We start from the raw sequence: 19,611 nt of genomic DNA on the forward strand, positions 1-19,611 counted from the left end.
CGCTATGCATAATTCCACGAGCCAACCCGTGCTCTGTCCCACAGCACCTTGTCCTACAAAAATAGAAATTAATGAAGTCGCCCCGCGTGACGGCCTGCAGATTGAAGCGCGCTTTGTCCCCACAGACGATAAGATCCGCTGGATCGACGCACTCTCCACCACCGGCCTGCGGCGCATCGAGGCCACCTCGTTTACGTCCCCCAAAGCGATTCCTAATCTGCGCGATGCTGCGGATGTTGTCACTGGTATTCAGCGCCGGGCAGGCGTCGATATCAGCGTATTAGTGCCTAACCTTAAGGGCATGGAGCGCGCGCTTGCCTGCCAGGTGGATGAGATTAATTTAGTGATGTCGGCAAGCGATAGCCATGGCCTGGCGAACCTGCGCATGACACCAGAGCAGTCGCTTGAGCAATTTGCCGCGATTGTGGAGGCCTGCCAAGGCAGCGACGTATTTATCAACGCCTCGCTTTCGACCGCCTTTGGCTGCCCGTTTGAAGGCGAGGTGCCTGAAAGGCGGGTGCTTACGCTGGTGGAACAACTGATCGCGCGGGGCATTCAAGGCGTCACGCTATGCGACACCACGGGCATGGCCAACCCAGCCCAGGTGAGGCGCCTGTGCGACGCCGTGCTTGAGCAATGGCCGGAAACGCCGTTCACGCTGCACTTTCACAACACGCGTGGCATGGGCTTAGCCAACGCGCTGGCGGCGTGGCAGGCGGGCATTAACCGCTTTGATGCGTCGTTAGGCGGGCTGGGGGGCTGCCCTTTTGCCCCAGGCGCTAGCGGTAATGTATGCACCGAAGACTTAGTGCATATGTTTGCAGCGATGGGGGTCGATACGGGCGTCGATCTAGATGCGCTGCTTGACGTTGCCGCCACCCTGCCGACACTTATCGGCCACGACGTGCCCGGACAAGTAGTAAAAGCCGGGAAGTCATCCCGGCGTTATGCTATGCCCGAGCGTTAGTCTTACGCCGGCCCAATCACATGCTTCACTTCCAGGTAGGCACTTAGCCCCCAGGGGCCAAGTTCACGCCCAATGCCGCTACGCTTGAAGCCGCCCCAGGCGGTTTCAGGCAACACCAGCTGCTCGCTGTTGTACCAAATGCTACCGGCTTTTAGCTGGCGACCAATGCGCTTTGCCCGCTCAGGATCACCGCTAATCACCGTCGCAGCTAATCCATAAACGCTATCGTTGGCGAGTTTAATCGCCTCTTCTTCGCTGGTAATGCTGCGTGCGCAGAGCACTGGGCCAAAAATCTCCTCTTGCCACAAGCGGCTTTCCAGCGGCACATCACGGTAAAGCGTCGGCGCTAAAAAGTAGCCCTGCGTGGGTAACGTGCGATGGGTAATATCGCGCACTGCCGTTAGGCCTTCTTGCGCTGCCAAGTCTAAATAGCGTTGTACCGCATCGCGCTGCTTAGCGCTGGTCAACGGCCCTAAGTCAGTGCCTTCAGCCAGTGGGTCGCCCAGGGTTAGCGCATCCATCCGCTCAGCTAGGGCGGTGTAGAGTGCTTCTGCTACGTTTTCATGTACCAGTAAACGCGAAGTCGCTGAACAGATTTGCCCGGCATTGAAGTAGATACCCGCCATTACCCAGTCGGCGGCTTGGGCTGGGTCGGCGTCTTCCATTACCAGGATCGGCGATTTTCCACCTAGCTCTAGGGAGACACTGGCAGTGCGAACGGCAGCAGCTTGCATGACGGCTTCGCCGACTCGGTTACTGCCCGTAAAAGAGATTTTATCCACACCTGGGTGATTGGTTAGCGGTGCGCCAATGCCCTCGCCATCGCCGTTAAGCAGGTTCAGTACACCGGTTGGCAGACCAATTTCCAGGGCAATTTCTGCCAGTGCCAACTCGGGGAGCGGCGTCACCTCTGACGGTTTGAGCACTGCGGTGCAGCCTGCCGCCAACGCGGGCGCCAGCTTCCAGGCGCTTGTCACCAGCGGGAAGTTCCAGGGGGCAATCAACCCCACGACGCCCACAGGGTCATGATACGTACGCGCCTCAACGCCCTCCATTTCCACACTAACCAACTCGCCTTGGCGGGCATCCAGTGCTTTGGCCTGCTTAGCGTAATAGCGATAACAGGCAATCGCGTCGTCCAGGTCGATGCCTGCTTCAGCTAGCGGTTTGCCGTTATTAGTGGCTGACAGAGTGATTAGCGCTTCTCGACGGGCCTCCAACGCATCGGCAAAGCTATCTAGGTACTTTGCACGCGCAGCTCCACCCAGCGCTTGCCAAGCAGGTTGTGCTTGCTGAGCGGCTTTAACGGCAGCGTCGACATCTGCCGCGTCCCCCGCCGTGACCTGAGCAATGCGCTCTTCGCGATAAGGGTTCATCACATCGAGCATGCGCGTGCCTGTTGAGGCAACCCATTGGTTGTTGATGAACTGCTGATTGATAACTTGCTGGTTGAGTAACGGCATCTACGTATCCTGGTCGGAAATTCTGCACGCACGCTGCCAAGCAGCCGCGTCTATTTCAATGAGTAACGGGCCACTTGAAACGCGCTTAGCGAGTGAGTTTGCAAGCTCCTCAGGGCTTTCAACCCGCACGCTTGGGCAACCAAGCCCTTCGGCCAAGGTAAGAAAGTTGGGGGCTTTAATATCCACGCCCAAACGAGCCACACCGTTGGCATCCATATAGCGGCGAATTTCTTCGTAGCCTGCGTTGTGCCAAAGCACAATCACCACCGGCAGGCGTTCCTCTACTGCGGTAGCAAGCTCAGCAAGGGTGAACATCACCCCACCATCACCAACAAGCGCCACCACGGGTAGATCAGCACGAGCTAACTGCGCACCTAACGCCGCCGGCAGCCCATAGCCCAAAGTGCCGTAGCCAGTAGAAGCATTGAAGTAGCGTCTTGGCGCTGGCTGACTGACTAAGTGGTTGCCCGCATACACCGGTGCGGTAGAATCGCCCACCAAAATCGCCTCGGGCAGATGGTCAGCCAGGGTTTTATAAAGCGGTACGAAGTCGCTAAAAGCCGGATCATTAACCAGATTCAGTGCGCCCAACGTAGTGGCAGTTCGTTCAACACCGCGTTCCACACCGTGGCGCTGCAAAGGTTCGGGGAAATGAGCGAGTAGAAGCGCTAGGCAACGTCCGGCATCGCCTACTAAACCAAGCGTTGTATGCTGGTTACGCACCAGTTGTTCAGGGTCGAGGTCAATACGAATCAGCTTACCGTTGAGGTGAAAGCCACCATCAAACACGACATCGTAGTCGGTCTCGCCAAGCTCGGTACCCACCGCCAAAATCACATCGGCGTTAGCGGCTAGTTCGCGCACCGCAGGCAGCGCGGCATTCGCGCCCAAATCCAGCGGGTGGTCGCGGCCTAGTAGCCCTTTGGCGTTGATAGTCGTCACCGTCGGGGCATCAAGCCTCTCTACCAGTGCCCGCGCTGCCTCTGGCGCTGCCACACAGCCACCACCTAACAGCAGCAAGGGTTGCTTCGCGGCCTTTAACAAATGGGCAGCTTCGGCAAGCCCTTCTGGGTCAGGCGCTGCTCGGTAAAGCGCTGGCGCTTGCCAACTGTCCGGTACCTTCACCGGCGCATTGAACAGATCAATCGGAATTTCAATATGCACCGGGCCTGGGCGCGCACCGCTGAACACGGCAAAGGCGCGGGCCAGCGCATCAGGTAGCGTATTGGCATCTAATAGCGTGTGGCTAAAGCGTGCCACGCCGCTGATCATCTGCTGCTGACTGGGCAGCTCGTGCAGCCGACCTTGGCCTAGCCCCAGCGTATCCCGACGGTTAACGCTGGAGATCACCAGCATGGGGATAGAGTCTGCTAATGCTTGGCCCATCGCAGTGGCAATATTGGTCATTCCCGGGCCAGTAATAATCAGACATACCCCAGGCTGACCGCTGGCGCGGGCATAGCCGTCGGCCATAAACCCTGCGCCCTGCTCATGGCGCGGGGTTATATGCTGCACGTCGCTGCCTTCCAGCCCACGATAAAGCTCTACCGTATGCACGCCCGGAATACCGAACAGAGTTCGAACGCCATAGGTTTCGCGCAGTAGGCGGATCAACAGTTCGGCACAGGTCATGGTTGAGTGATTGCGCATTGCGTCAGCGTTCATGACAGGCCCTCTCAGAAGAAAAATGTATGGGCCATAAAGGCGATGATCGGTAGTGTAATCGCGGTACGCAGCAAGAAAACCACTGCCAGTTCCCAGAACTTGATGGGGATTTTCGATTTGAGTAGCAGCGCACCAATTTCCGACATATACACCAGCTGTGTCATTGACAAGCAAGCGATAACGAAACGGGTCAGCTCGCTTTCAATATTCGTCGCTAGCACCGCTGGTAAGAACATATCGGCAAACCCGACCAACGTTGCTGGAGCAGCCGCTTGTGCTTCAGGGATACGCAGCAACTCAAGCACTGGAACCATGGGATAAGAGAGCCAGGTAAACAGCGGAGTAAACTCGGCTAAGATCAGCGCGACGGTGCCGATAGCAAATACCAAAGGCAGCAGTGTCAAAAAGATATCAATCACGTTGAGTAGTGCTAAACGCACCAACTCTTTTGGCCCTGGCGCATCCGTTGCCCGGCGAGTTGCCTGGAGCAAGCTGTAACGAAACAGCCCTACATTTTCTGTGCGCTTCTCGCTCAACTGGCAGCCAACAGGCTCGTAGTAGTCGTTAGATTTTAGCGATAGAGGGGGAATTCGCGCCACGATGATGGCAGCAATCAGCCCTGACACGACTACCGTAAAGTAGAACTGTACGAAGAGATGATTAATATCAACAAAGTTCGTAACCAGTAGACTAAACGCGATGGAAGCCACTGAAAAGTTAGTCGCAATGACCGATGCCTCGCGAGCATTGTAATAACCCTGTTCATACTGTTGGGCGGTGATCAATACACCCACGGTGCCTGACCCCATCCAAGAAGCCGTTGCATCGATAGCGCTGCGTCCAGGAAGATTAAAAATCACCCGAAACGGCTTACGCACCATGGTGCCGATAAATTCCATAAAACCAAATTCGACCAAAAACGGTAGCAGAATCGCCGCAAAGAAGAAGAACGTCAGTAGCACCGGCGCCAAATCATTGAGCATTACGCCGCCAGTAAACGGTGCCGTCACAAATTCTGGGCCGACTTGGAAAAAGGTCATGACGACAAAGATGGCACCTAAGATGCGCATCACTACCCAAATAGTGTCTACGTCAAACATCTCTTGAAAGTGCCCACGTTGCGCCCAGTTAGGCTTTGCCACTTTAACGTAAAGCGTTATCACTACGGACAGACATAGGACTAGCATGGCAATGGCAGGTAGTGCAGAACCAAGCAGCGACTGCAACCCATCGGCCATTAGGCCCATGCCAATATTAATCGTTCCTCCCACTTGAAAAGGCACCAAAAACAAGAGGACGCCAATTAAGGAGGGAATCAAAAACTTCAGCAAATGGGCACGGTGAATTGGAGCCGACGGCTCGGCATCATCCAATTTTACTTGAGAGAAAGACATACGGTTCACCTATTAGAAGTGATTATTGGAGGTGGGCTGGTGGCGTCCTGGCAGGCAATAAGCAGCCTGCCATTTCTCTGACCATTAGCGCTTTGTCAGGTAAGCGCTTTTATTTATTAGCTATTTCAGGACAGCTTAATCACTGTGTTTCACGCCCGGCAGCACGCAGAGCATTTCGTACAGCAGTGTGGCGCCCATCAATGCGGTATTACCGCTGGGATCATAAGGAGGCGACACTTCCACTAGATCACAGCCGACGATGTTCAAGCCTGCCGCACCGCGCACAATTTCTAGCCCTTGCGCTGAGGTCAGTCCGCCCATCTCTACCGTTCCCGTTCCTGGCGCAACAGAAGGATCCAAGCCATCGATATCGAAGCTAATATAGACAGGCACATCGCCCATCTGCTCGCGCACTTCTTCCATCAAGGGAGCAAGCGAGCGATGCCAGCACTCTTCAGCGGGAACAACGCGGAAACCCTGGCTTCGGCACCAATCAAAATCTTCGGCGGCATAACCGGTACCACGAAGGCCGATTTGCACCACTTTGCCGTGGGCTAACAGGCCTTCTTCCTGGGCACGGCGAAACGGCGTGCCATGGGCAATCGGCTCACCGAACATGTGCTCGTTCACATCGGCATGGGCATCAATATGGATCAGCCCCACTGGCCCATGCTTTTTGGCAATGGCACGTAAAATGGGCAGTGTCAGGGTGTGTTCGCCGCCCAACGTCAGCGGAATGCAGTTGTGTTTAAGCACGTCATCATAAAAGGCCGTGATGATGTCCACACTTTTGGGCAGGTGAAACGTGTTGATGGGCACGTCACCTATATCGGCCACTTGTAAACTTTCAAACGGGGCGGCGCGGGTAGCCATGTTATAGGGTCGAAGCATGCGAGATTCATCACGAATCTGACGTGGACCAAGACGCGTACCAGGGCGGTTAGACGTACCAATATCCATTGGAATACCGATAAAAGCAGCATCTAAGCCAGCGGCGCTTTCCTGGGTGGGTAAACGCATCATGGTGGCTGGCCCACCAAAGCGCGGCATGCTATTGCCCCCAAGCGGCTGGTTAAAATCAGACATACAGATCTCCTTGGCGTTGTTCATGTTGTAGCGCTGAATAACAACTACATTGCACAGAACATGCCAAGTCTCTAAACGCCCTAACAATAGGGCTTTCAGCCATTATCGATGCAGTAATGAATCAAAATCACGTACACTTAAGTCATATATGCATCATCGATGCAAAAATGAATCACAGGTTGCTCAAGAGACAATCGCTATGAGTGAAATCGATAAGTGCGTGCTAAAAACCATTGTGGAAACCGCCAACGATCACTTCTTTATCGTCAGCGGAGAGGGTCGAGTGCTTGATATTAGCCCCGGTGCTGAGGCTGTTTATGGTGCGCCCCGGGAAGAGCTACTAGGCAATAGCGTTTATCAGCTTCAGCAAGCAGGCATCTTGAAGCCATCCATCACCTTAGAAGTGATGCGCACCCACCAGCCAGCCCAACTTATGCAGGTAACAGGCACCGGACGCCGTGTGATTGCTGAAGCCTACCCTGTCTTTGTGAATGGAAAGTTGGAGCGTGTTATCAGCCGCTCCAGAGACTTAACCGATTTACAGCTCCTACAAGACGAATATGCACTACTCCAGAAGCGCTTTAGTGAGCACTTAAAACGTAGCCAAGCAGCCCCCGATGCCGAGGAGCAAGCGCTGGACGACGCGCTGGATAACTTGCAGGCGCGAAGCCACGTTATGCGTGAAGTCGCCTTGCTTCTCAAACGGGTCGCCCCCTCAGACGCTAATGTATTGATGCTGGGAGAGTCGGGCGTGGGAAAAACCGCGTTTGCCAAACAGTTGCATCGTTGGAGCCAACGCCATAACCATCCCTTTATTGAGGTTAACTGTGCGGCCATTCCCGAAAACTTATTTGAGTCTGAGATGTTTGGCTATCAGCCCGGCGCGTTCAGCGGCGCGGCTCGCCAAGGAAAAGCAGGCTTATTAGAGCAAGCAGAAGGTGGCACGCTGTTTCTCGATGAAATCGGTGAGCTTCCCTTACTAATGCAAACCAAACTGCTAAAAGTTATCCAGGACGGAAGCCTTACCCGGTTAGGCGATACACGACCGCGCAAAGTGGACTTTCGCTTAGTTGTCGCCACGAATCAGAATTTAGCTAAACAAGTAGAAGCGGGCCTATTTCGTCTGGACCTTTACTACCGTCTCAACGTCATACCGGTCACGCTTCCCCCTTTACGCGACCGCCGAGAAGATATTCCTGATCTCGTGGAAGCCTGTTTGAAACGCCTTAACCAACGCTATGGGCGACAAAAAATCCTGGGCAACCCAGTATGGTCAACGTTAATGGGAAGCGACTGGCCAGGTAACGTCCGCGAGCTTGAAAACTGGCTAGAAAGAGCCTGGCTATCCAGCCCAACGGATCAAATTGAAGCACCTAGTCCTCACCCCTTTACGGAGCAGCCCCCTGCTAATCTAGCGCAAACTTCAACCTCTTCGTTAGTCGCCGCCTTAGCACCAGAGGAAACCCTAAAGCAGTACCTAGCCAGACTAGAACGCGAAACACTGGAAGCGTTGAGCAAAACGCTCCCTAGCACGTACGCCATCGCTGAACGGCTGGGGATTAGCCAATCCAGCGTGGTACGCAGGCTTCAGCGTTATGGTCTGAGTGCTTCACAACAGCAAGTAACGAGACCTAAGTGATCTTATACCTAAGGTAAAATGGTGGGCGATGGGGCTCATTTAGATCGACACTACGGAATTGATTTACCAAGCAACAGAGTAAATTATATTTAAAAATCACCATCACTATACCTCAGAGACGCCAACCTTAAAAAACACTTAAAATCAATAACTTATATTTTATTTTTAATTTCCATTATCACAAAACAATCAGCATTGTGGCTACATGGAAACTGAATTCCAAGAAAAACACAGAATTTTCTATAGAAAATATCATGACAATGTATTGAATAAGATTAGCCCTCCAGCGTACCTTTACTTAGATACAAAGGACTAAACGATAATGAGAGAAACAGAAGAAATTGCTTTCGATTTTTTGTCTGATGACCCACAAGAGGCTGATGGTTTTTCCGGCAAAGGACACGAGAGATCCGCACGAGCACTAGCTAACGCAATCGTCAAATTCTCTAATGAAGATCGCTCAATCGGCCTAGAGGGGACTTGGGGAAGCGGAAAAACAACGGTCGTTACGATCACTGAAAAAGAGCTCGATATTAGCCACCCTAAGAAGTTTGCTTTCTTTTCATTCGATCTTTGGGCAAGTCAAAGTGTGGAATTTCGACGGGCCTTCCTTGAGGAGTTCCTCGCCTGGTCCCAGCCCTATGCCTCAGACAATGCGACATACAAAAAATTGAAGCGGCGTGTTCAGGGAAAAACGAAGGTCGTTGATACTGAGAGTTCCCGTGAGTTCTCTATATTCGGCTACATACTTATGAGCGCCCTTTTTTTGCTGCCATTCTTGGTGCTTTGGTTGAGTCCTTTTTCAGCTAACCTACACAAAAGCGTGGTCGGAATTGATGAGCTAGCTAATTCTGATCCCGGCTTACCACTCATTTTTCAAATACTGCATGATTACGGGCATTGGGCTGCTGTTCTGCTCATCTGTATTGTAGTGGTCGGATTTATATGGCAAGCCATTTCTCTATGGCGAACCAAAAAATCATTCCGAAAGGCATTGGATAGTACTTTTTCACTGTTCGCTCGCAAATCGGATAAAGACACTGTCACACAAACAATACGAGATGGCGATCCAACCAAATATGAGTTCCATCAGATTTTCACTGAGATACTCGCACTGGTACAAAAAGCCGATCGGCGGGTAGTGATTGTTTTCGACAATATTGACCGCCTCCCCAATGACCTTATTCAAGAGACGTGGTCTAGCGTCAGATCAATTTTTTCACGTGATGGACATCGTGATAAACCTTCAGAAGCTGTTGTTACTGCATTGGTCCCCTACGATAGGGCACATGTTATATCTGCGTTTGAAAATAAAGAGACGAACAGCAACAACATATCAGTTAATCATAACGAGGAGATTAAGTTCAACTACGGGTTAGAGGATGTTTTCCGAAAGACATTTAGTGCCGTTATAACAGTCGCCCCACCAGTGAATTCCGATGTGGATGCATTCTTCGCCCAGTGTCTTGAAAAAGCTTTACCCAAGCAATTTGACGATGGACAGAAGTACCGCCTCTTTCAAATATTCGATGTGTTTTTAAATGAGAAGGTTTCTAACCCAACGCCAAGGCAGGTTAAATCCTTCGTCAATGATGTAGGTATGCTCTGGTATCAATGGAAGGGAGCTATCTCTATTGAAGCAATAGCCATCTTTATATTACATAGAACAAAGCTAGAAGCAGAGCCTAGGTCGCTTCAAAATCCCGAAACAATACACGCTCGCTTTCGACACTTTGCTCCGGCATCTAACCTTGATAGCGAACTAGCTGCGCTTGCTTACAATGTAGAACCCGCTAACGCCCTGGAAATTTTACTCCATAGAGACATTGTAGCTGGACTTCGTAACCATAAAAGTGACCATCTAATTGAGCTTTCTTCCTCACCTGGCTTTAAACAGCAACTTGACCATATTCTATCAAAAGAGTGCACCAACTGGGCTTCCACCTCACTAGAAGACTTTGAAACTGCCCTTACCAACTATTCAGATCTAGCCCTTGAGCCTTCAATACAAGAACTTTGCAACCGACATTTCATAGATGCTATATCCAAAATGGCCACAATCGATCTTTTATCGTGGAAAGATCATAAGCCACTATTTCACATTATCGCTTGTTCACCAAAAACTTCATTGGTGGAGAATATGCAAAAAATTGCTAAATGGGTAAAAGAGAGCATCCCCAAGGAACCTAAAGAAGAAGTAGGCCGTGCTTGGATTAATTTCATTGGCAGGTTTATTCAGGAAGCTCAAAATATCCATGGAGAGGAAATAGCAAAGCTGATACCAGGGGCGATCAAAATCCCATATACAGCTAATTTCTATATAGGCGTTGCGCTCGACTGTGATGAAGTCGACTTAAATTTCTCACAGTTTTCTAATGTAGCAAAATATAAATCAACCGAAATAACAACTGAACTTATACCCTACATCATCGAAAACCCTAGCTTCTTTTCATTTTTATGGCACGAGCTAAACTACGCTATAACGAACTCAGACCGAGTAACCATATTCAGCAAACTAACAGAGCAAATACAAAATAATCTTCTGGAAGAGAGTGGTGATAGGCAAACATATTTTGAAAACCTTGCCTTGGCTGCTGCTAATATCAGTAATCAAGCCGACACTCCTAAAACTATTAAAACAACAATTTCTGATGGTTCTCTGCCTTGGCATACCTTTAAGGCCCACGAGGAAGAAGACTGGAAAACCGTTGCCAGAGCGTTATGGTTAACGCACCTTGCAGTAAAGTCAGACAATATCCCAGCTCTATCATCAGCTAGTAAACCACCTTTTGGAGATGTCAGCGCTCCACACTCCTGGTTTAGTAAATTCTATACAGGAGCAGTACCCAATGAAGTATTGAAGATACTTACAGAGCTTGTAATAGAATTTTCCAACGTTGAGGAATGGTTATCCACACTCATTAAATCGCCGAAAAATGCTTTGTATAAAGGCGTTTTGAATGGAGTTTTTTCATCTAATGATTGCCCAGCTCTTAATTTCAAAGCTCTTAACCACAACTACGCAAACCTAAAAACCCATTTTCAGCCTGAAGTTATAGATGCGATGGTTAAAAGAGTTGGGTGTGAAATTACTACTGAACAAATTGATCAATTTTCACTGGACGAAGCACCTCATGAACTAATAAAAGACATCGCTGGTCTAGAGATACCTTCATGGGTTGCCCTTCTTAATCGTGTTGATAGGCATTTAAAGTCAATATCGAGCTCAGAGTGGGAAAAAGCGCTCAATAATGATGACCGCAACCGAAAACTACTTTTTGCCCGAGGTGCTGATCTCAATGGGGATATCCCACCAAACAACCTCCGCGCTCCATTGGCAGACTTCGTGTCAGGAGCCATTATTGAGAGAGATACAGCAGCCATAAACTTAGATAATCACGATACTTTTTGGACAGCGCTGCCTATTAGCAGTAGGAAAGGGGTTTCAACTGATGTTTTTGAACGAATTGCTGACAAGCCTGTAGCTTCCGAAGGCCTGAACGCAGCGATGTCAGCATTTCCAGAACTGTTCGCAGAATTGCCTCTAGAAGACCGTCCGGAAACTGCAGTTTCAAAAGTTCTTATTCCCTTGCTAACCGATGATCCTGTAAAAGCTCTCGAATTCGTTAATTCAAAGCCATTAACTTGGGCGAGCTGCGTGGCCAAAGTATCAACTAATATGCGCTCTCAGCTTAATGACTATTTTGATGGGCATAATATTGAGGAACACCATGCCACTCTAGATGAACTTAGGAAAAATTTAAAATTACGCAAGTCTAAAAGAAAATTAAAGCCGGATACAACCGACGGAGACTCCGAGAAGGATATAACAGAGTGAGATGCAGTTTTGTAAACTCACTATTCGAGCAAAGCCACTGTGCATCAGCCAATCCAGCGTGGTACGCAGGCTTCAGCGTTATGGCATCAAAGTCACCAAGTGAATTTTCCGCTTGACACAATGGCTGTCATCAACCATCCATTTAAGTGTCATACAACGGCAACACCTTCAACACAAGCTGAACCAATAACAACCAACAGCCGGTGATGTGTGTGCTATGTCAAACCAATCGCGTATTCGCTTGGAACGCGTCACTAAACGTTGGGACGCGACTACTGCCGTCGATGACATCTCCTTCGACGTCACACCTGGGCAATTTGTCATTCTGCTCGGCCCTTCAGGCTGTGGTAAATCCACCACGCTGCGCATGATCGCGGGCCTGGAAGAGGCCAGCGATGGGCGTATTCATATCGGCGAGCGCGACGTTACCCGCCTGCCGCCCGGCGACCGTGGGCTGAGCATGGTGTTTCAGTCCTACGCGCTGTTTCCGCATTTGAGCGTTGCCGACAATATCGTTTTTGGCCTGCGCAGCCGCAAGGTACCCAAAGATGAGCAGCGCCAGCGACTGGCCAAGGTCGCCGAACTGGTTGATTTAACCGATTACCTAGACCGCAAACCTGCGCAACTTTCCGGCGGCCAACGCCAGCGGGTTGCTTTGGCGCGCTCAATTATTTCCGAACACCCGATCTGCCTGATGGATGAACCGCTATCCAACCTGGACGCTCGGCTACGCAGCGACATGCGTAGGGAAATCAAAGCACTACAAAGTCGCCTGAATATGACGGTGATTTACGTCACCCACGACCAAGTGGAAGCGATGAGCATGGGAGATCGTGTGATTCTGATGCAGCACGGCAAAATCGTCCAGGACGGCACTCCGGACGAGCTTTATAACTGCCCCGCTAGCGCTTTTGCCGCCAGTTTTATTGGCAGTCCCGCCATGAACCTGCTGCCACTAGTAGCCGGTAAAGATGGTGCCGTTATCGAAGGCGAACCAAGTACCCTCGTAGCTCCCTTGGATGCCGCTGGTGGACACTTGGGCATCCGCCCGGAAGATATCGAACTGCGTATCGCCCCCGGTTCCGGCGTACCCGCTAACGTATTAAGTGAAGAGTACCTGGGAGCGGATACCATTGCTTATGTGGCAGTGGGGTCGCACACCCTACGCGTGCGGCTTAGCGGCAAGCAGGCACTGACAGGTCAGCCATGTAGCCTCTACTGGACGTCAGAGAATACACACCTTTTCGATGCTGAAGGCCTGCGGCGGGATGACCTGACGACGTTCCCCTTACCCAGCTCATCTCGCAGCATTCCTCGCCCACCGGCGGTGGGCTCTTTCCAACACTGACAGCAGTACTGACACTTGCGGAGTCTCTTATGCGTTTGCGTACCCCTTTTGCAATGACCGCTCTGGCAGCGGGCTTGTTTAGCGCCGCCCAGGTAAACGCGGATAGCGTCGATCTGACCATGTACTACCCGGTCGCAGTGGGCGGTGCACTCACCGACGTCGTTGATAATCTGGTGGAAGAGTTTGAAAGCGAATACCCCGATATCAATGTGGAAGCGATCTACGCCGGTAACTACGACGACACCCGCGTGCGCGCCATGTCAGCGATGGAAGCGGGTGAAACGCCGCAGCTGTCGGTCATGTTCTCCATCGATCTGTACGAGCTGATTGAGCAGAACGCCATCGTCGCCTTTGATGACCTGGTCGAAACCGATGAAGAGCGCGAATGGCTCGATGGCTTCTACCCAGGGCTGATGGAAAATGGCCAGTTGGATGGCAAAACCTACGGCATCCCCTTCCAGCGCTCCACCATCGTACTGTTCTGGAACAAAGACGCCTTTGAAGCCGCTGGCCTAGACCCCGAAACGCCCCCTGAGAATTGGCAAGAGATGGCCGAAATGGCCGCCACCGTGCGCGAAGCCTCCAACGGCGAGCAGTGGGGCGTGATGGTGCCATCGACTGGCTACCCCTACTGGATGTTCCAGGCCTTTGCCTTTCAGAACGGCCACCGGCTAATGAGCGAAGATGGCACCGAGGTCTACTTCGACGACCCCGCAGCGGTTGAAGCGCTGGAGTACTGGGTATCATTGGCCACCGAGCACAATGCCATGCCTAACGGCACCATTGAGTGGGGCACCCTGCGCCAGAACTTCCTGGAAGAGTCCACGGCGATGATGTGGCACACCACGGGCAACCTGACCGCGGTACGCAGCGAAGCCAATTTTGATTTTGGCGTCGCTATGCTGCCGATGAAAACCCAGCGCGGCAGCCCCACCGGCGGCGGTAACTTCTACATTTTTGAAGATACGACAGAAGAAGAGCAGCGCGCAGCGATGACCTTTATCCGCTGGATGACCGCTCCCGAGCGAGCTGCCGCCTGGTCGATTGAAACCGGCTATATGGGCGTTAGCCCCGCCGCCTACGAAACCGACGCGCTGCAAGGCTATGTGGAAGAGTTCCCACCTGCCGCGGTCGCCCGCGACCAGCTTGAACACGGCACGGCAGAGCTTTCCACCTACCAGGGTGGCCGCATTCGCCGCGCCTTGGATAACGCCGTGCAAGCAGCGCTGACCGGCCAAATGACAGCGCAAGAAGCGCTTAGCCAGGCGCAGCAAGAGGCCGATAGCGTGTTACGCCGCTACGCCCGCTAATCGTTAGCCATTTTACTGTTCGCCGGGGCATGCCCCGGCTTTTCCAACTTGCGGTACTTCACTATGTCATTCACCAACCACCGCAAAATGCAGCTCTATGGCGCGCTTCTGCTACTGCCCGCTGCAGTACTGCTGACGACTTTTGCTTATTTACCGACCGTGACGACGGTCATTAACAGTCTGTTTTTACCCGGCTTTCGCGGTGCACCCACTGAATTCGTAGGCCTTGAAAATTATCAAGTGTTGTTCGATGACCCGACGTTTTGGAAAGTAGCGCGTAACAACTTAATCTACGCCGTCGGTACGATTCCTACGTCTATCGCGCTGGCTTTGGGTATGGCGCTATTCGTCAATGGCAAGCTTCGCGGTCGGGGCTTTGTGCGCATGGCCTACTTTACGCCGACGATTCTACCCATGATCGCTGCCGCCAATATCTGGATGTTTTTCTATGCGCCACAAATTGGCCTATTCAATAAACTGCTCGGTATGCTGGGCTTTTCTGGGGTGAACTGGCTGGGCGATCCAAACCTTGCATTAAGTTCGGTGATCGTGATGTCGGTGTGGAAGGAGGCCGGCTTTTTTATGATCTTCTACTTGGCGGCGCTACAGAGTATGCCACCCGAGTTAAAAGAGGCGGCTGATTTAGAAGGCACTAGCCGCTGGAGCTTCTTTTGGCGCGTCACCTTTCCACTACTCATGCCCACCACGCTGTTTGTGCTCATCAATGCGCTGATTAACTCGGTACGGGTCGTGGATCACCTATTTATCTTGACCAAGGGTGGGCCCAACAACGCCACCAACCTGCTGCTCTACTACGTCTACGAGAATGCGTTCTCGTTCTTTGACCGCACCACGGCAGCCACCATTACGGTGGTGATTCTGCTAGTGCTCGCGGTAGTGGCCACGCTTAAGTTCACGATTTTAGATCGCAGGACGCACTATCAATGAATACGACCACTGCCTATGCGCACCGCTCCCGCTTCTTCTCAATCCCAACGCTGGAAACCGTGGCCGCGTGGCTACTGGCGATTATTTGGATTTTTCCGCTGCTGTACGCCTTTTGGGCCGCCTTCCACCCTAGCGAGTTTATGGTCAACTTTGCGCTTTTCGCCCCGCTGACGCTGGAGAACTTCACTAACGCCTGGTCTCAAGCACCCTTTGCCCGCTACTACCTGAACACCTTTGCGCTGGTAACGGGAGTAGTGATTGGCCAGTTTGTGGTCTGTACCCTGGCGGCGTTTGCCTTTGCGCGCTTTCCGATTCCCGGCAAGAACGTTCTGTTTATGCTGGTGCTGATTCAGCTCTTTGTGTTCCCCGAAGTGCTGATTGTCGAGAACTACCGCATCGCCAGTGAGCTGGGACTGATCAACACCATCACCGGGATTGGCCTGCCCTACGTGGCCAGTGCCTTGGGTATTTTTCTGCTCCGCCAAACGTTTAAAACCATTCCAAGGGAGCTGGAAGACGCCGCCCGCATCGAAGGCTGCAACTGGCTGGAAATTTTGTGGAAGGTGTACGTACCGCTAGCCAAGCCTACCTATCTTGCTTATGGGCTGGTCTCGATTAGCCACCACTGGAATAACTTTATCTGGCCATTAGTGGTGACCAACTCGGTAGAGAGCCGCCCGCTAACGGTAGGGTTAGGGGTATTTTCCGCGCCCGAAACTGGGGTTAACTGGGCGACCGTTAGCGCTGCGACGCTGTTAAGCATCGCCCCGCTGCTAATTGCCTTTTTGCTCTTCCAACGCCAGTTCGTGCAGTCGTTTTTAAGAGCGGGGATTCGCTAGGATCACTATCTTTCTGCACGCCCCTGGCAGTGTTCGCCACGCACTATCGCGGCGGCATCGAAGGTGCCAGTGTCTAGCACCCAGGCGGTGACCAGCTTGGCGGGTGTAACATCAAAGGCAGGGTTCCATACGGGAGCATCGCTGGGTGCCCACACTACGTCGCCAAAGGCACCCGAAACACCGCGTATTTCGGCGCCGTCACGCTGTTCAATAGGAATCTCGGCGCCAGTGGCGCAGGCGGGATCTACCGTGGTGTAAGGGGCCACTACATAGAACGGCACCTGATGATAGTGAGCAATCACCGCCAGCATGTAAGTACCCACTTTGTTGGCGAAGTCACCGTTGGCACAAATGCGGTCGGCACCGACCATGACTTTATCGACTTTCCCCGCGGCCATTAAGCTCGCGGCCATGCTGTCAGCAATCAATTGATAGGGAATGCCTAAGTCGGCCATTTCCCAGGCGGTTAAGCGGCCACCTTGCAGCAGCGGGCGGGTTTCATCCACATACACATGCAGCGTCACACCGCGCTGTTTGGCAACGGCCAGCGCGCCAATGGCGGTGCCAACGCCTGCGGTGGCCAGCGCGCCGGTATTGCAGTGGGTCAATATGCGGTCGCCTGATTGCAAAAGGTCGGCTCCCCGCTCGGCCATACGCTGGCAAAGCGCGCGGTCTTCTGCAAACAGTTCAGCGGCACGTTCGGCCAGGGCGTTGACGCCTTGCTCAAAGCAGGCTTCCATGGCATCCAGGCAGTACATCAGGTTCACTGCGGTGGGTCGTGTAGCACGTAAGCGATCACTTACCAACTGCCAATCACTTTGCGGATGACGCGCGGCGTATTGAGCCAGCACGAAAGCGGCGCTCAAACCAATCAGCGGTGCCCCGCGAATCGCTAGGTTTTTCACCGCATGCTGCCACTCTTCTGGTGAACCACAGCGCACCCACTGTTCCGCCTGGGGCAGTTGGGTTTGATCCAAATACTCAAGGTGGTCGGCATAGACCCGTAAACTGCGTGACTGTAGGTGTGGCATTGCTGGACTCCTTGAGCACTTGAACTTGACTAGCAGAACAACGGCGCGGCTTATCAGGCGCGAAGCTTATCATATAGAATGGCTGCTACTAGATGAGGCGACGCAGATCCTATGATGACGCTACAAACTGAACTGCTGGCCGCCATTTCATGGGCGGCGCAGCAAGGCTGGACGCCAGCCACTGGCGGTAACTTTTCCGCCCGTACCGAGGCGGGCTATCTTGTCACCGCTTCTGGCCGGGATAAAACCCGCATTCAGGCCGATGACCTCTTGCTCTGCAACCTGGATGGCAAGGTGTTATCCGGTGATGGGAAACCTAGCGCGGAAAGTGATCTTCACGCTGCGCTTTATCGGCTAGACCCGACCATCAACTGCGTGCTGCATACCCATACCCTAGCCAGCACTGTGCTGTCACGGCGCTTTCCAAACGGTATTGAGCTAAGTGGCTTCGAGATGCAAAAAGCCCTGCAAAGCAACGTGACTCATGATGCCTCGGTTCTTTTACCTGTGGTACCAAATTCCCAAGATATGGACGAGCTAGCGGAGCATGTACGCCTCGGCTGGCCGATGCCCTGGGGCTTTTTGGTGGCGGGGCACGGTATTTATGCCGTGGGCGATAGCATCGCTAGTTGCCGTCGGCACTTGGAAGCCATTGAATTTTTACTGTCCTGTGTACTTGAAGAGAGCCGGTGGTCTAAATGAGTAACCCTGCTGTTCGCGCCGTTGTCACCGATATCGAAGGTACCACCACGGATATTAACTTCGTCCATAAGGTGCTGTTTCCCTACGCCCAGGCCAAGCTGCCCGATTTCTTGCGGGCAAATGCTGACTCTCCAGAGGTTGCCGAGCAAATTAGCACCGTGCGCCGCGAAATGGGCGACGCTGATGCCACGCTGGAAGCAGTCATTGCGCAGTTGCTACATTGGATCGAGACTGACCAAAAAGTTACTCCGCTGAAAGCACTGCAAGGTATGGTGTGGGCCGATGGCTATCAGCGTGGCGATTTTAAAGGCCACCTGTATAGCGACGTCGCCTCGGCGCTGCGCCAGTGGCAGCAGGCAGGCAAAGCGCTGTACGTGTATTCGTCAGGTTCCGTGCAGGCGCAGAAGCTGCTGTTTGGCTACAGCGAAGAAGGCGACTTAACCCCCCTGTTTAGCGGCTACTTCGACACTCATATTGGCCATAAGCGCGAAGCCACGGCCTACCAGCGAATTATCGCTGAGCTTGACCTGCCACCGGAAGCGGTGCTGTTCTTGTCGGACGTGGTCGAAGAGCTGGACGCCGCCAAGCAGGCGGGCATGCAAACCCTGCAGTTAGTTCGCGAAGGCACCCAGGCGGGCAACACCCACGCGTGCGTTTCCCGCTTTGATGAAATTGCGCTTTAGGAGAGCCTAGAATGTCGCAACTGAAAGTATTTGCTGATCAGAACCCTAACGATGCCCTGCTGGACATCACTGACGGCGAGCAGATAACTGCTGAGCTGAACAAGGTGGGTGTGCTGTTCGAACGCTGGGCAACGCCGGGCGAGATTGCCGACGATGCCACCCAGGAAGATATTTTAGCGCTTTATCAAGACGACATCGACCGGGTTAAAGCCATGGGCGGCTACCAAACCGTTGATGTGCTGCACATGGTGCCCACGCACCCAGACAAAGACGCCATGCGCCAGAAGTTCTTAAACGAGCACCGCCATCACGAAGACGAAGTGCGCTTCTTCGTCAAGGGCCAGGGGCTTTTCTGCCTGCATATTGAAGACAAGGTGTATCAGGTACTGTGTACCCGCAATGACCTGATCAGCGTACCCGCGAACACACCCCATTGGTTTGATATGGGCCCAGCGCCAGAATTCACTGCACTGCGCTTCTTCGATAACGTGGAAGGCTGGGTGCCTCACTGGACAGAGAGCGATATCGCTGGAAAGTTTGATCGCTTGGATCAGCTGTAAGCTGTGAATGGTGAATCGTAAGTTGTGAAGCGTTGGAGATAGTGCCGCCCGCGGGTGCCTCATACGCTCGTCCCTCGCGAGATTCGTTACACCGCGCTACGGGGCTTAACAATAGTTGAGTTGGGCTTATTATGTAGC

The 19,611-nt window shown here is 52.6% G+C and carries 15 protein-coding genes; 10 read left to right on the forward strand and 5 right to left on the reverse strand.

Going from position 1 to position 19,611, the window contains the following annotated elements; translation table 11 throughout:
• The first annotated feature begins 4 nt into the window (after nucleotides 1-4).
• Nucleotides 5-967: a hydroxymethylglutaryl-CoA lyase gene (locus ACN06F_RS15500; protein WP_433924237.1), complete on the forward strand. Its 963-nt coding sequence runs from the start codon at nucleotides 5-7 to the stop codon at nucleotides 965-967.
• A gap of 2 nt (nucleotides 968-969) precedes the next feature.
• Here ACN06F_RS15500 and ACN06F_RS15505 read toward each other — a convergent pair whose 3' ends face one another.
• The 4 genes from ACN06F_RS15505 to speB all read right to left on the reverse strand — a co-directional run bounded on the left by ACN06F_RS15505 (nucleotide 970) and on the right by speB (nucleotide 6,575).
• On the reverse strand, nucleotides 970-2,430 hold the full coding sequence (locus tag ACN06F_RS15505; RefSeq protein ID WP_433924238.1) for an aldehyde dehydrogenase family protein: 1,461 nt from the start codon (nucleotides 2,428-2,430) through the stop codon (nucleotides 970-972).
• Nucleotides 2,431-4,095, reverse strand: coding sequence for a 5-guanidino-2-oxopentanoate decarboxylase (locus ACN06F_RS15510; protein ID WP_433924239.1), 1,665 nt, complete (start codon nucleotides 4,093-4,095; stop codon nucleotides 2,431-2,433).
• Between the two features lie 11 nt (nucleotides 4,096-4,106).
• Nucleotides 4,107-5,489 (reverse strand): YjiH family protein, encoded by a 1,383-nt coding sequence (locus ACN06F_RS15515; RefSeq protein WP_433924240.1) that lies wholly within the window; start codon nucleotides 5,487-5,489, stop codon nucleotides 4,107-4,109.
• A gap of 135 nt (nucleotides 5,490-5,624) precedes the next feature.
• Nucleotides 5,625-6,575, reverse strand: a complete 951-nt coding sequence (gene speB, locus ACN06F_RS15520; protein WP_095603720.1) for an agmatinase — start codon at nucleotides 6,573-6,575, stop codon at nucleotides 5,625-5,627.
• Nucleotides 6,576-6,774: 199 nt separating this feature from the next.
• On the opposite strand from speB, the gene ACN06F_RS15525 reads away from it, so the two are divergent.
• The 6 genes from ACN06F_RS15525 to ACN06F_RS15550 all read left to right on the forward strand — a co-directional run bounded on the left by ACN06F_RS15525 (nucleotide 6,775) and on the right by ACN06F_RS15550 (nucleotide 16,497).
• Nucleotides 6,775-8,214: a sigma-54 interaction domain-containing protein gene (locus tag ACN06F_RS15525; RefSeq protein ID WP_231658028.1), complete on the forward strand. Its 1,440-nt coding sequence runs from the start codon at nucleotides 6,775-6,777 to the stop codon at nucleotides 8,212-8,214.
• Nucleotides 8,215-8,536: 322 nt separating this feature from the next.
• Nucleotides 8,537-12,052 (forward strand): P-loop NTPase fold protein, encoded by a 3,516-nt coding sequence (locus ACN06F_RS15530; protein WP_231658026.1) that lies wholly within the window; start codon nucleotides 8,537-8,539, stop codon nucleotides 12,050-12,052.
• A gap of 217 nt (nucleotides 12,053-12,269) precedes the next feature.
• Nucleotides 12,270-13,400 carry an ABC transporter ATP-binding protein gene (locus ACN06F_RS15535; protein ID WP_415964982.1) on the forward strand — a complete coding sequence of 377 codons (1,131 nt, stop codon included), beginning with the start codon at nucleotides 12,270-12,272 and terminating at the stop codon, nucleotides 13,398-13,400.
• 29 nt (nucleotides 13,401-13,429) lie between these two features.
• A complete protein-coding gene (locus ACN06F_RS15540) occupies nucleotides 13,430-14,710 on the forward strand; it encodes an ABC transporter substrate-binding protein (protein ID WP_038478500.1) in 1,281 nt (426 codons plus the stop codon).
• Between the two features lie 63 nt (nucleotides 14,711-14,773).
• Nucleotides 14,774-15,658 (forward strand): carbohydrate ABC transporter permease, encoded by an 885-nt coding sequence (locus ACN06F_RS15545; RefSeq protein WP_038478503.1) that lies wholly within the window; start codon nucleotides 14,774-14,776, stop codon nucleotides 15,656-15,658.
• Nucleotides 15,655-16,497: a carbohydrate ABC transporter permease gene (locus tag ACN06F_RS15550; RefSeq protein WP_198349469.1), complete on the forward strand. Its 843-nt coding sequence runs from the start codon at nucleotides 15,655-15,657 to the stop codon at nucleotides 16,495-16,497. The genes ACN06F_RS15545 and ACN06F_RS15550 overlap by 4 nt, the downstream gene beginning before the upstream one ends.
• Before the next feature lie 5 nt (nucleotides 16,498-16,502).
• Here the strand turns inward: ACN06F_RS15550 and mtnA are convergent, their stop codons facing one another.
• Entirely contained in the window at nucleotides 16,503-17,528 is a 1,026-nt protein-coding gene (gene mtnA / locus ACN06F_RS15555; protein ID WP_095603714.1) for an S-methyl-5-thioribose-1-phosphate isomerase, read from the reverse strand.
• A gap of 111 nt (nucleotides 17,529-17,639) precedes the next feature.
• Between mtnA and mtnB the strand changes: the two genes are divergently transcribed.
• From mtnB to ACN06F_RS15570, 3 genes are read left to right on the forward strand one after another with little or no spacing between them, the layout of a single operon-like run.
• Nucleotides 17,640-18,230, forward strand: coding sequence for a methylthioribulose 1-phosphate dehydratase (mtnB, locus tag ACN06F_RS15560; RefSeq protein ID WP_433924241.1), 591 nt, complete (start codon nucleotides 17,640-17,642; stop codon nucleotides 18,228-18,230).
• Complete coding sequence (gene mtnC / locus ACN06F_RS15565) at nucleotides 18,227-18,913, forward strand: acireductone synthase (RefSeq protein WP_433924242.1); 687 nt, start codon at nucleotides 18,227-18,229, stop codon at nucleotides 18,911-18,913. The genes mtnB and mtnC overlap by 4 nt, the downstream gene beginning before the upstream one ends.
• Nucleotides 18,914-18,924: 11 nt before the next feature.
• Nucleotides 18,925-19,473 carry a 1,2-dihydroxy-3-keto-5-methylthiopentene dioxygenase gene (locus ACN06F_RS15570; RefSeq protein ID WP_038478518.1) on the forward strand — a complete coding sequence of 183 codons (549 nt, stop codon included), beginning with the start codon at nucleotides 18,925-18,927 and terminating at the stop codon, nucleotides 19,471-19,473.
• The last annotated feature ends 138 nt before the right edge of the window (nucleotides 19,474-19,611 follow it).

The sequence above is a fragment of the Vreelandella sp. 21 genome, from assembly GCF_050995515.1.
Lineage (GTDB): Bacteria > Pseudomonadota > Gammaproteobacteria > Pseudomonadales > Halomonadaceae > Vreelandella > Vreelandella alkaliphila.

Coding starts and splice junctions, on each gene's coding strand:
- ACN06F_RS15500 (WP_433924237.1), top strand. CDS start 5: ATGCATAATTCCACGAGCCAACCCGTGCTCTGTCCCACAGCACCTTGT.
- ACN06F_RS15505 (WP_433924238.1), bottom strand. CDS start 2,430: ATGCCGTTACTCAACCAGCAAGTTATCAATCAGCAGTTCATCAACAAC.
- ACN06F_RS15510 (WP_433924239.1), bottom strand. CDS start 4,095: ATGAACGCTGACGCAATGCGCAATCACTCAACCATGACCTGTGCCGAA.
- ACN06F_RS15515 (WP_433924240.1), bottom strand. CDS start 5,489: ATGTCTTTCTCTCAAGTAAAATTGGATGATGCCGAGCCGTCGGCTCCA.
- speB (WP_095603720.1), bottom strand. CDS start 6,575: ATGTCTGATTTTAACCAGCCGCTTGGGGGCAATAGCATGCCGCGCTTT.
- ACN06F_RS15525 (WP_231658028.1), top strand. CDS start 6,775: ATGAGTGAAATCGATAAGTGCGTGCTAAAAACCATTGTGGAAACCGCC.
- ACN06F_RS15530 (WP_231658026.1), top strand. CDS start 8,537: ATGAGAGAAACAGAAGAAATTGCTTTCGATTTTTTGTCTGATGACCCA.
- ACN06F_RS15535 (WP_415964982.1), top strand. CDS start 12,270: ATGTCAAACCAATCGCGTATTCGCTTGGAACGCGTCACTAAACGTTGG.
- ACN06F_RS15540 (WP_038478500.1), top strand. CDS start 13,430: ATGCGTTTGCGTACCCCTTTTGCAATGACCGCTCTGGCAGCGGGCTTG.
- ACN06F_RS15545 (WP_038478503.1), top strand. CDS start 14,774: ATGTCATTCACCAACCACCGCAAAATGCAGCTCTATGGCGCGCTTCTG.
- ACN06F_RS15550 (WP_198349469.1), top strand. CDS start 15,655: ATGAATACGACCACTGCCTATGCGCACCGCTCCCGCTTCTTCTCAATC.
- mtnA (WP_095603714.1), bottom strand. CDS start 17,528: ATGCCACACCTACAGTCACGCAGTTTACGGGTCTATGCCGACCACCTT.
- mtnB (WP_433924241.1), top strand. CDS start 17,640: ATGATGACGCTACAAACTGAACTGCTGGCCGCCATTTCATGGGCGGCG.
- mtnC (WP_433924242.1), top strand. CDS start 18,227: ATGAGTAACCCTGCTGTTCGCGCCGTTGTCACCGATATCGAAGGTACC.
- ACN06F_RS15570 (WP_038478518.1), top strand. CDS start 18,925: ATGTCGCAACTGAAAGTATTTGCTGATCAGAACCCTAACGATGCCCTG.